Here is an 11,987-nt window from a genome sequence, read left to right on the forward strand (position 1 = left end):
TGCAGGTGCCCGCGCGCGCCCCTCAGGTAGAGCCATCTGCCTGAGGGCGGACGCGCCAGCAGCGTGTCATCGCTGCAGCGTCTGCGGCAACCGCAGGCGCAACAATCCGGTCAGCCGCGCGTCGGTGGTGCCGAACAGGACAGACGGCGCGTCCAGCTGATTGGAGGATGGGTCTTTCGCAGAATCCAGCGTCAGCGGCACAAAAGTGCCGCTGGCGGTGGACGCATTGCGCCCAACCGACCATGCCATGCACTCAGGTGCGCGTGGCCGCCAGAAAATGCGCGCGGTCCTGCTGGGTGCGGCGGCGGATCTCCGCCAGGGCATCGTTCTCGGTCGCCTCCAGCATGGATTCGAACAGGCGCTGGAAGTGGTTGCGCATGGCCGTGCGTGCCGCCATCGGGTCGCGTTGCTGCAGGGCCTGCAGGATGGCGGTGTGTTCGTCCACACGGGTGGCGCCGTCGTCGTGGCAGACCCGCGCGTACACCTCGCGCACGCGCGGCAACTCGTTGCGCATGCGCCAGATCAGCTGCACGCAGTGCGCCACCACCGGGTTGCCGCTGATCCGCGCGATCGCCAGATGGAAGGCGCGGTCGTAGTCGGCGGCGGCCGCATCGCTGAGCCCAGGCGCCGACAGCGCCTGGATCATGCCATTCAATTCATCCAGCTCCGCATCGGTGATGTGGCTGGCCGCCAACGCGGCCGCTTCCGCCTCGATCACCGCGCGCGCGGCGGTCAGCTCGAACGCGCTGACATCCGGCAAGGCGCCCTCGTCCGAGGCCAGGCGTGGCTTGACGTACACGCCCGAGCCGATCTTGATCACGATGCGGCCCTGCGCCTCCAGTGCGATCTCGGCCTCGCGCACGGTCACGCGGCTGACGCCGAAGCGCTCGGCCAACTCGCGTTCGCCCGGCAGGCGCGAGCCGACCGGGAATTCGCCCGTGTCGATCAACGCGCGGATCTTGGCGGCAACGGAGTGGTACAGGCGGTTTTCGGACATCGGCGACTCAAACCCTCAAGGTGATCGGCCCGGCACGCGGGTGCCGGACAGGTGGCGCGGCGGAAACCGCGCCGGTGGCGACGCTAGAACCGGTAGCGCACCCCCAAATAATAGCGTCGCCCGTAGGTGTTGTACTCACGGAAGCTGCCGGGCACCGGCATGTCGGAGATCCGTGGCTCGTTGGTCAGGTTGGACGCCTCCAGCGACACCGACAGCTGCGCATTGAAACGGTAGCTGGCACGCAGGTCCAGGGTGCCGCTGTCGCGCACGTAGCGGTTCTGCGCCGGGGCACCGACGAACTTCTGGAAATACTCCGAGCGGTACTTGTAGATGGCCTGCAGGTCGACCGCGCCGATGGCGTAATACAGCTGGCCGGAGAACACGTGCCGCGACAGGCCGAAGATATTGGCCGGCGCGACGATGCCGCCGCTCACCAGCCCGGTCGCCGGATCGACCTGGTCGCCCAGGCGCAGATCCTGGGTCTTGTAGTTGGAATCGGCGTAGTTGTAGCTGAGCTTGACGCCCAGGCCGTCGAACGGCGCCGGCAGGTAGGAGAAGCGGTGGGTGCCGGTCAGCTCCAGCCCGGTGAGATCGCTCTTCTGCCGGGTGGTGACGTCCTGCACCACCGGCACCACCACCGACGTGCCGTCGATGACGAAGCGTTCGTCCACCACCGTGGGCACCGCGCCCCCGGTGAACTGCTTGTAGTAGACCGCGGCGCTAAGCAGGGAATCGGCATTGGGGTACCACTCCAGCGACACGTCCGCATTGGACGACAGCAGCGGCCGCGTGCGCGGGTTGCCGGTGGCGGTGATGCTGCCGATCGCCTCGCCGACGGTCGTGAACTCGGTCCCCGGTTCCAGGATGAAGGTGCGCCCGGCAGACAGCGCCACCAGATCCGGGCGGGCCATGGCCCGGTACAGCCCCAAGCGCAGCTGGGTCTGGTCGGTCAGGCCGATGTTGGCGTTGAAGCTGGGCAGGAACACGCGGTTGGACGCGCGCACCGTCTGCGCGGCGAAGCGTCCGGTTTCCACCAGCTGGATGGTGCCGTCGGGGTTGTCGATGACGTCCAGCTCGCCGCGCAATCCCACCGAGCTCACATCGGTGCGCACCCAGCGCACGCCCAGGTTGCCATCCAGCGGCAACCCGAACAGCGTGCTGGCAAATTCGCCCATCACGTACAGCGCGCGGGTCTTTTCTTCCACGTCGGCGTCGGCGGTGCCGCGCGGGTCGGCATTGCGGCCGGTGTCGTCCACGCCGGTAATGGCGCCGAACAGACAGCGGCTGTCGAAGGTGGCCCATTGCTGGATGGTGTTGCCGCTGGCGCCGGAGAGGAAATCCTCCTGCGGGAACGGTTGCCGGCAGGCCAGGTTGGCGGCGCGGATCGTGGCCGCATCGGTGACGTTGCGCTCGACGCGGTCGTCCAGGTCGCGGTAGGTCGCCTCGGACAGGCGCACGCCGCCCTTGATGGAGGTGAGCAGCCCGCCTTCCGGGGTGAAGGCGCCATCGAAGCGCCAGGCCCGGATGGTGTGCTCGCGGCGCAACTCGTCGCGGCGCGCACGCGCGGCCGCGCTGAAATTGTCCGGGTTGTTCAGGTCGAACGCAGGATCGACCACGATCCCCGGCACATCGCCGGCATAGGTATAGGTGTAGTCCACGCGCTGCCCGTTGATCCCGGGCACGCGGTTGCCGTTGATGTCGGTGGCATTGGAGCGCAGCCGCATCATGCGGTCGATCTCGCTGCGCTCGGTGCGCGAATACGACAGGTCGGTGGACAGCATCCAGGCCGCGTTCGGGCGCCATTCCACGCGCAGCCCGCCACCGCGGTACTGCTCGTCGCGCACCTTGTAGTCGGTGGAGGATTCGACCGTACTGCTGCCGGTATGGCCGAGCAAGGCGCCGTTGTCGCCCACCTGGCGGTTGTTGAGGTTGCGCAAGGTCTCGGAGAAATTGAGCTCGGCGCGGTCTTCGGTGACGGTGCGCTGCGAGTCCTGGTAATCCAAAGCCACGTCCAGGCCGTCGAACGGCCGCCATTGCAGCGCCGCGAAGGCGGCATCGCGTTGATCGTGTTCGCTGATCTGGCGGTACACGCGACTGCCGGGCGCCAGGTAGTACGGCGTGCCCGCCTGCACCTGCGCCGGGGTCACGGCGGTGCAGTTGCGGCTGGCGCCCACCACCTCGTTGGCGTTGCAGGCCGTCCAGGTGGAGCTGCTGCTCATCACCTCTTCCGGGTTGGTGCCTTCCAGCCGCTGCAGGCCGAGCGAGACCCCCAGCTTGCCGGCCCCGCGCAGGTCGAACTGGTCCAGGTAGCTGACGGTGCCGCGCCAGCCCACGCCATCGGCGTCGCGCAGCTTGCTGTCGCCGTCGGCATAGGTCGCCCGCCCGTCCAGCTGCACGCGGCGCTTGCCGAATTCCAGCGGCCGCACGGTCTGCATGTTGACCGTGCCGGCGATGCCGCCTTCGACGAAATCGGCGCGCTGGGTCTTGTAGATCGCCACGGTATTGATGAGTTCGGAGGGGAACTGGTTGAAGTTCACCGAGCGGTCGCCGCTGCCGTTGCTGGCCTCGCGCCCGTTGAAGGTGGCCGAGCCCAGGAACGGCCCCAAGCCACGGATGGAAATCTCCGACGCGCCGCCCTTTTCGCGGTGCGTGGCCGCTCCGGTGATGGTCTCGATCGCCTCGCCGATCGACAGCGCCGGCAGATCGCCGATGTCCTCGGCCGACAGCACGTCGGCCACCACCGTCTGCTCGCGCTTGCTGTCGATGGATGACTGGATCGAGCTGCGGATGCCGGTGACCTTGACCTGGTCCAGCGTGGTGGGCGCCTGCTGGGGCGGCGACTGGGCAGCATCGGTCTGCTGGGCCATGGCCACGTGTGTGCTGGCCAGCGCAACAGCGCCCAGCAGTGCCTGCGCCAAGACGGTCCAGCTAACTGGTATACGCAATTGGACTAATTCTGTGTATCGCACAATTCCTCCTCCCAAAGGATGCTCGAAACCGAGCGCGGTGGAGATTCCATGCGGATCCGTGGCAAGTCAATCATTTCTTTGATTTACCGATCGAGCCACCTATCTAGGCCAATTTTGGGGCAATTTTTTGTGCGTACGCAGCATGACATTCAGTGTTTCCCGAGCTTCAATAGCAACCAACTGGACTACTCTTTTGGTTGACGATCCAGCCTGCACTGTTACCCTCGGCCATCACCGACGCGCCAGCGTCCAGGAGCATCCCGATGCGATCCCCCGTTTCCCTTGCCTGCCTGTTGCTGCTGTGCGCGCCCGCCTGGATCGGCTCGGCCCAGGCCACCTCGTACCTGGTGCACGACCAGAGCGAATACGCCGTGGCAGCGGCCGCGCTGCGTGCCGGCGATCGCATCGTGCTGGCCGATGGGCAGTGGCGGGATTTCGCCATCGTGCTGCGCGGGCAAGGCACCGCCGAGCAGCCGATCACCCTCACCGCGCAGACGCCCGGCAAGGTGATCATCAGCGGCACCTCCGACCTGCGCATGGCCGGCACCTACCTGGTGGTGTCGGACCTGGTGTTCCGCGACGGCCACGGCCCGGGCGATGCGGTGCTGTCGTACCGCATCTCCAGCAAGGAACGCGCGCGCCACAGCCGCATCACCCGGGTGGTGGTGGACGGCTTCAGCAAGCCCACCCGCAACGATTCGGACAACTGGGTGGCGCTGTACGACAGCGACAACCGCTTCGACCACAACCAGCTGGTCGGCAAGACCAATGCCGGCCCCACCCTGGTGGTGGTGCGCGACGCCACCCAGGGCCTGGACAATCGCCATCGCATCGACCACAACTGGTTCGGGCCACGCCCCAACCTGGGCGCCAATGGCGGCGAGACGCTGCGCATCGGCACCAGCAGCGATGCCGACAGCGCCTCCAACTCGGTGGTGGACAACAACTGGTTCGAAGGCTGCGACGGCGAGGTGGAGGTGGTCTCCAACAAGTCCGGCGGCAACACCTACCGCGGCAATGTGTTCAAGCAATCGCGCGGCGCGCTGGTGCTGCGGCATGGCGATGGCAACCTGGTCGAGCGCAACGTGTTCTTCGGCGACGGCAAGGCCAACACCGGCGGCATCCGCGTGATCAACCGCCGGCAGACCGTGCGCCACAACTACCTGGAAAACCTGGCCGGGGATGGCTATTCGTCGGCGCTGAGCATCATGTACGGGGTGCCCAATTCGCCCGCCAACCGCTACGTGCAGGTGGACCAGGCGCGCATCGAGCGCAATACCTTCGTCAGCGTCAACCAGCTGTTCTTCGGTGCCGGCATGGATGCCGAGCGCACCGCCGCGCCGATCAACAGCCGCTTTGCCGGCAACCTGATCGTGTCCGCCAGCGACCCGGTGCGCGTGCTGGGCGATCTGTCCGGCATCGCGTTTGCCGGCAACCTGCAAGGCCCGCTGGCATCCACCCGCCTGCCCGGCGGCGTCGACAGCCGCCAGGTGACGATGACCCGTGCCAGCACCGGCTTGCTGGTCGCCGACAATGCCACCGGCGTCGGCGCCAACCCGGCGCTGAGCTACATCGCACGCGACCAGGTGGGCGTGAGCTGGTATCCCAAGCAGGCGCCGCAGGCGGTGGCCGACAGCGGCCGCCGTACGCGCGTGCGGCCGGGCCCGACCAGCCTGACCGACGCCGTGGCGCACGCCGCCCCCGGCGATCGCCTGCAGCTGGATGCAGGGCGCTACCAGGTCGATGACATCCTCGACGTGGACCGGCCACTGACGCTGGAAGGCCCGCAACACGGGCGTGCGCGGATCCGATTTTCGCAGCCGGCGCTGTTCCAGATCGCGCCCGGCGGCACACTCAGCCTGGCCCGGCTCGAGATCGACGGCCGCGCCGCGCCCGCACAGCCGGGCAACGCAGTGATCCGCACCAGCCCCGGCACCGCCGTGGCGCAGTACCAGCTCACGCTGCGGGACACCCACCTGCATCATCTGGACGCCCAGCCCGGCTTCGATGTGATCGCGCTCGGCAAGGGCAGCCTGGCCGACCACATCCTGCTGGACCGGCTACTGGTCGAAGACGTCTCCGGCCGGGTGCTGTCCGCACGCGCCGAGACCGACGACCGTGGCACCTACAACGTCGAACAGGTGACGGTGCAGCAGTCGCAGTTTCACCGCGTCGCCGGGCCGGTGCTGGACCTGTATCGCGGCGGCCGCGATGAAAGCACCTTCGGCCCGGTGCTGCAGCTGAGCGACTCGCACTTCACGCAGGTCGGCCGCGCTGCGGATGCGTCGCTGCGCCTGCACGGCGTGCAGCGCGTCGCGCTGCGCAACAACCGCTTCGTCGACAGCGCCGCGATCCTGGCGCAACCCACCACCGGCACGCCCCACCTGATCGCCAGCGGCAACCGGTTCGTCCGCACCCCGGCGTTGCATGCCGACGCAGCGGAGCCCCTGCTATGACCCGTTCCACCCGCCTGTTGCTGCTGGTCCTGGTCGGCGCCGGCAGCGCCCTGCCCTGCATCGCCGCGCCGTCACCGGCGGCCGAGCCAGCGGCGCAGCCGCAACCGCGCGCCACCGACGCCGCACCGGTGCTGGTCACCGCCCAGCAATGGCGCGCCATGGCCAGCGATGGCGCCAGGCTGCCGGTGTTCGCCCGCGAACAGGCACGCGCACAAGCCAGCGTGCGCGCGGCGATGCGGGCCGGGGTGGACGTGCCGGTGCCCAGGGACCCCGGCGGCGGCGCCAGCCATGAGCAGCACAAGCGCAATTACCAGGCCATCCAGGCAGCCGGCGCGCTGTACCGGCTCACCGGCGACCGCGCCTATGCCGACTATGCGCGCGACGTGTTGCTGGCCTACGCGCGCCTGTATCCCACGCTGGGCGCACACCCCGCCGGGCGCGGCCAGGTGCCGGGACGGCTGTTCTGGCAGTCCTTGAACGACTCGGTGTGGCTGGTCTACGCAAGCCAGGGCTACGACGCCATCCGCGACACGCTCAGCGCGCAGGACCGCGCCACCATCGATCGCGACGTGTTCGCGCGCATGGCGCACTTTTTGTGCGACGAAAGCGCAGACAACTTCGACAAGATCCACAACCACGCCACCTGGGCGGTGGCCGCCGTCGGCATGACCGGCTATGTGCTCCGCGACCAGGCGCTGGTGGACAAGGCGCTGCGCGGCAGCAAGCGCGATGGCAAGGCCGGCTTCCTGGCGCAGGTGGACCAGTTGTTCTCGCCGGACGGCTACTACGCCGAAGGCCCGTATTACCAACGCTATGCCTTGGCGCCATTCGTGCTGTTCGCCAATGCGATCGCGCGCAACCAGCCGCAGCAACGCATCTTCCAGCGCCGCGACGGCGTGCTGCTGAAGGCCGTAAACAGCCTGGTGCAGAGCAGCTACGGCGGCTATTTCTTCCCGATCAACGATGCCATCCTCGACAAGGGCCTGGACACCGAGGAACTGGTGGCCGGCATCGGCATCGCCTACGCGCAGACCCACGATGCGCAACTGCTGTCCATCGCACAACGCCAGCGCCGCGTGCTGCTCACCCCCGAAGGCCTGGCCGTGGCCAGCGCGCTCGCGCAGGACCGCGCCCAACCGTTCGCCTTCGGCAGCGTGTTGCTGCGCGATGGCGCACAGGGCGACCAGGGCGCGCTGGCGATCCTGCGTAGCGGCGGCGACGACGGCCAGACGCTGGTGATGAAGAACACCTCGCAAGGCATGGGCCACGGTCATTTCGACAAGTTGAACTGGCTGTTCTACGACAACGGCCAGCGCGTGGTCACCGACTACGGCGCGGCGCGTTTCCTGAACGTGGAAGCCAAGGCCGGCGGCATCTATCTGCCGGAAAACAGCAGCTGGGCCAAGCAGACCATCGCGCACAACACGCTGGTGGTGAACGAGACCAGCCACTTCAACGGCGACTGGAAAGTGGGCGAGCAGCATGCGCCGACGCAGCTGCTGTTCGCCAGCAGTGCCGACACCCGGATCGCCTCGGCACGCATGCAGCAAGCCTACGACGGGGTCAGCTTCACCCGCACCCAGGCGCTGCTGTCGCACCCGCAGCTGCGCCTGCCGGTGGTGGTCGACCTGCTGCGCGTCAGCGGCAGCGCGCCGGCACGCTACGACCTGCCGCTGCACTTCAACGGGCAGATCATGCAGGTCGGCTTCACCGCAGAGCGCGCACTGACGCAACGCCCGGTGCTGGGCAAGGCCAACGGCTATCAGCACCTGTGGGTGGACGCCTCCAGCGACGCGAGCACCGACACGCGCAGCCTGAGCTGGCTGCTCGCCGGCCGCTTCTACAGCTACCGCTTCGGCAGCAGCGCGCCTGCGCGTGCGCTGCTGGTGGAAAGCGGCGCCAACGATCCGGACTTCAACCTGCGCCGCGAACCGGCGCTGATCCAGCGTGTCGATGGGCAGGCGAACGTCAGCTTCTTCGGCGTGCTGGAACCGCATGGCGAATACAACGGCACCGCCGAATACGTGCATGGCGCCGACAGCCGCATCCGCGCCATCGAGCGCGTGCGCGGCGACGATGCCGAGGTGATCGTGCTCACCCTGGTCGGCGGCCAGCGCATCGCGCTGGCGGTGGCCGACGACGCCGATGCACAACGCGCCCACCAGGTGCAGGCCGGAGGCCAGCACTACCGCTGGCGCGGCGGTTACGCGCGCTTCGATCGCGCTGCAGGTGAAAAATGAGCACCGACTCCACCTCCACCACACCCACGCGCCCCGCAGGCAAGCGCTCGGCGGTGCGCTGGCTGATCGTGGCGCTGATCGCGGTGGCCACGGTGATCAACTACATCGACCGCAACGCGCTGGCGGTGATGTGGCCGGCGATCTCGCGCGACATCGGCGCCACCAAGGAAGACTACGCGCTGCTGGTCACCATCTTCATGCTGTTCTATGCCGCCGGGCAGTTCGTGTTCGGGCGGCTGTTCGACATCATCGGCACCCGGCTCGGCTTTGCCTTGTCCATCGCGGTGTGGTCGCTCTCCATTGCGCTGCATGCCATCACCCACTCCATCATGGCGTTCTCGGTGGTGCGCGCACTGCTGGGCATCAGCGAAGCCGGCGCCTGGCCGGGCGCGGTCAAGGCCAATGCGGAATGGTTTCCCGCCCGCGAGCGTGCGCTGGCGCAGGGCATCTTCAATGCCGGCGCCTCCATCGGCGCGATCGTCTCGGCACCGCTGATCGCGCTGCTGTTCCTGTCGTTCGGCTGGAAGGGCACGTTCGTGCTGGTCGGCGTGCTGGGCATGCTCTGGTTGCTGCCGTGGCTGGTGATCTACCGTGCCGGGCCGGACCGGCATCCCTGGGTCAACGCGGCCGAGCGGGCGTTGATCCTGGATGCGCCCGAGGCCGGCAGCGCGCCGCCGCCGGCCTACCTGCCCACGCTGCGCCAGCTGATGTCTCACCGGCAAAGCTGGGGCATCGTGCTGGCGCGGTTTTTCCTGGATCCGATCTGGTGGCTGTTCGTGTCGTGGCTGCCGATCTACCTGGCCGAGACCTTCCACTTCGACATCAAGCAGATCGGTGCGTTCGCCTGGGTGCCATTCGTCGGCGCGATGCTGGGCAGCCTGTGCGGCGGCTGGCTGTCCGGGCGCCTGATCGCGGCCGGCTGGAGCGTGGACCGCGCGCGCAAATGGACCATCACCCTGGGCGGAGCCATCATGGCGCCGGCGCTGCTGGGCGCCGTTCAGGCGGCCGACCCGCGCATGGCGGTGCTGACGATTGCCGCGGTGCTGTTCGGCTTCCAGATCGCCATCGGCAATATCCAGACCCTGCCCGGCGATCTGTTCGCCGGTAAATCGGTCGGCTCGCTGGCCGGCATCGGCGGCATGGCCGCGGTGGCCGGCACCCTGATCACCACCTGGCTGGTCCCGGTGATGACCGCGACCTCGTACGCACCGATGTTCATCCTGGTCGCCGCGCTGGTGCCGGCCTCGCTGGCCGCCCTGTGGCTGGTCACCGGCCGCATCCACCGACTCGACGCACCGGGCACCTGACCGTGCCCGCTGCCTACTCCGCTTTCCCCACACCAACAGGACATACCCGCATGCATTTCCACGACAAGGTCGCCATCGTCACCGGCGGCGGCCGCGATATCGGCCGCGCCATCTCGCTCAAGCTGGCCGCGGCCGGCGCCAAGGTCTGCATCAACTACGCCAACGATGACGCCAGCGCGCGCGACACGCTGGCACAGCTGCAGGCCGCCGGCGGCCAGGGCATCCTGCACCGCGCCGACGTCACCGATGCCACCGCCGTGGCCGGCCTGCTGACCGCCACGCGCACCGCCTTCGGCCAGCACATCGATGTGCTGATCAACGTGGCCGGCGGCATGCTGGCGCGCAAGCCGCTGGCCGATATCGACGAGGCCTTCTTCCATCAGGTGATGGACCTCAACCTCAAATCGGTCTACCTGACCACCCAGGCGGTGGCACCGCATATGCGCGAAGGCGGCGCGATCGTCAATTTCGCCTCGCTTGCCGGGCGCGATGGCGGCGGGCCGGGCGCGGCCATCTATGCCACCGCCAAGGCGGCGGTGATGACGTTCTCGCGCGCAATGGCCAAGGAACTGGGCCCGCGCGGCATCCGCGTCAACGCACTGTGCTGCGGCATGATCGCCACCCGCTTCCATGACGATTTCACCAAGCCGGAAGTACGCGCCTTCGTCGCCAATGTCACCCCGCTGCGGCGCGAAGGCCGCCCGGAGGAAGCCGCCGATGCGGCGTTGTACCTGGCATCGGATGCGGCCAGCTTCATCAACGGCGCCAACCTGGACGTCAACGGCGGCGTGTTCTTTTCCTGATCGACAAAGGAGTTCTGCGCATGGTCTGGCGATGGATGATGACTGCGACATTGAGTGTCGTGCTGGCAGGCCCGGCCACTGCGCACCCGGCACCCCGCTGGGAGCCGGCCTGGATCGCCTCGGCGACGCCGGACCGGCTCGACGGCGGCGCCGACACGCCGCTGCAATTTGCCGATGAAACGGTGCGCCAGGACATGCGCCTGGGCAGTGCGGCGGTGGCCCTGCGCGTGCGCATCAGCAACGAGCTGGGCACCACCCCGCTGACGATCGGTGCGGGCACGGCGCGCCTGCTCGGCGGCGCCGGGGACACGCACCCGCTGCGCTTCGACGGACGCGCCGCCATCACCGTGCCGCCCGGCGGCGTATTGCTCAGCGACCCGGTGCCGCTGAGCGCACCGGCATTGGCCGAGGTGGCGGTGAGCCTGTATTTCCCCACGCCGGCGCGGCCGGCGGTACGCCGCACGGCCGTGCGGGTGGTCAAGGGCCAGGCCGAAGTGCCGGACAGCAAGGCGCTGGCGTATCGCCAGAACGTCATCTCCGCCCTCTACGTGCAACCGCCGCATCCCCGCCAGACCGTGGTGGTGGCGCTGGGCGATTCGATCACCGAAGGCGCCACCGCCACGCGCGGCGCCAATGGCGACTGGCCGGCCCTGCTGGCCAGGCGGCTGGAGCAGCGTTGCCCCGGCAGCGTGGTGGTGCTCAACGCCGGCATCAGCGGCAACAAGCTGCTCGACGATGGCCGCAGCCCCAGCGCGCTGGCGCGGCTGGATCGCGACGTGCTGGCGCTGCCCGGCGTGGACCAGGTGATCCTGTTCGAGGGCATCAACGACATCCGCCACAGCGGCCCGCCGGATGCGATTGCCGGCCGCACTGCTGCCGACATGGTGCTGGGCTATCGCCAGATCGTGACCCGGCTGCAGCAACACGGCATCGCCGTAATCGGTGCCACGCTGACCCCGTTCGGCAACTCGGACCGCTACGAGCCGGTGGCGGCGGCCACGCGCCAGACGCTCAACGGGTTCATCCGCGATGGGCAAGCGTTCGATGCGGTGATCGACTTCGACGCCGCGTTGCGCGACCCCGCCAGGCCGGAGTGGCTATCCGCCGCGCTGACCCGCGATTTCCTGCATCCCAACGATGCCGGTTACCAGCGCATGGCCGAATCAGTGGACCTGTCGTTGTTCTGCAAGGCCCGCTGAGGCGGCTTGCCACACG

At 68.4% G+C, this 11,987-nt stretch carries 8 protein-coding genes; 5 read left to right on the top strand and 3 right to left on the bottom strand.

The features are described from left to right. Nucleotides 1-66: 66 nt before the first annotated feature. The 3 genes from EO139_RS15330 to EO139_RS15340 all read right to left on the bottom strand — a co-directional run bounded on the left by EO139_RS15330 (nucleotide 67) and on the right by EO139_RS15340 (nucleotide 3,942). Entirely contained in the window at nucleotides 67-249 is a 183-nt protein-coding gene (locus EO139_RS15330; RefSeq protein ID WP_126971336.1) for a hypothetical protein, read from the bottom strand. Between the two features lie 4 nt (nucleotides 250-253). Further along, complete coding sequence (locus EO139_RS15335) at nucleotides 254-997, bottom strand: FCD domain-containing protein (protein WP_104532764.1); 744 nt, start codon at nucleotides 995-997, stop codon at nucleotides 254-256. Nucleotides 998-1,080: 83 nt separating this feature from the next. Then, nucleotides 1,081-3,942 (bottom strand): TonB-dependent receptor, encoded by a 2,862-nt coding sequence (locus tag EO139_RS15340; RefSeq protein ID WP_241235973.1) that lies wholly within the window; start codon nucleotides 3,940-3,942, stop codon nucleotides 1,081-1,083. A 287-nt stretch (nucleotides 3,943-4,229) separates the two neighbouring features. Between EO139_RS15340 and EO139_RS15345 the strand changes: the two genes are divergently transcribed. The 5 genes from EO139_RS15345 to EO139_RS15365 are packed head-to-tail and all read left to right on the top strand — an operon-like array spanning nucleotide 4,230 to nucleotide 11,971. Further along, the gene (locus EO139_RS15345; protein ID WP_241235974.1) at nucleotides 4,230-6,422 is read left to right on the top strand and encodes a polysaccharide lyase 6 family protein; all 2,193 of its coding nucleotides are present in this window, start codon (nucleotides 4,230-4,232) and stop codon (nucleotides 6,420-6,422) included. Continuing rightward, the gene (locus EO139_RS15350) at nucleotides 6,419-8,662 is read left to right on the top strand and encodes an oligoalginate lyase (RefSeq protein ID WP_126971340.1); all 2,244 of its coding nucleotides are present in this window, start codon (nucleotides 6,419-6,421) and stop codon (nucleotides 8,660-8,662) included. The genes EO139_RS15345 and EO139_RS15350 overlap by 4 nt, the downstream gene beginning before the upstream one ends. Continuing rightward, a complete protein-coding gene (locus EO139_RS15355; RefSeq protein ID WP_126971342.1) occupies nucleotides 8,659-9,969 on the top strand; it encodes an MFS transporter in 1,311 nt (436 codons plus the stop codon). Before EO139_RS15350 ends, EO139_RS15355 begins: the two co-directional genes overlap by 4 nt. A 50-nt stretch (nucleotides 9,970-10,019) precedes the next feature. After that, entirely contained in the window at nucleotides 10,020-10,772 is a 753-nt protein-coding gene (locus EO139_RS15360; RefSeq protein ID WP_126971344.1) for a glucose 1-dehydrogenase, read from the top strand. Between the two features lie 35 nt (nucleotides 10,773-10,807). Further along, the gene (locus EO139_RS15365; protein WP_126971482.1) at nucleotides 10,808-11,971 is read left to right on the top strand and encodes an SGNH/GDSL hydrolase family protein; all 1,164 of its coding nucleotides are present in this window, start codon (nucleotides 10,808-10,810) and stop codon (nucleotides 11,969-11,971) included. The last annotated feature ends 16 nt before the right edge of the window (nucleotides 11,972-11,987 follow it).

This window comes from Xanthomonas sp. BRIP62411, from assembly GCF_003993525.1.
GTDB lineage: Bacteria > Pseudomonadota > Gammaproteobacteria > Xanthomonadales > Xanthomonadaceae > Xanthomonas > Xanthomonas euroxanthea.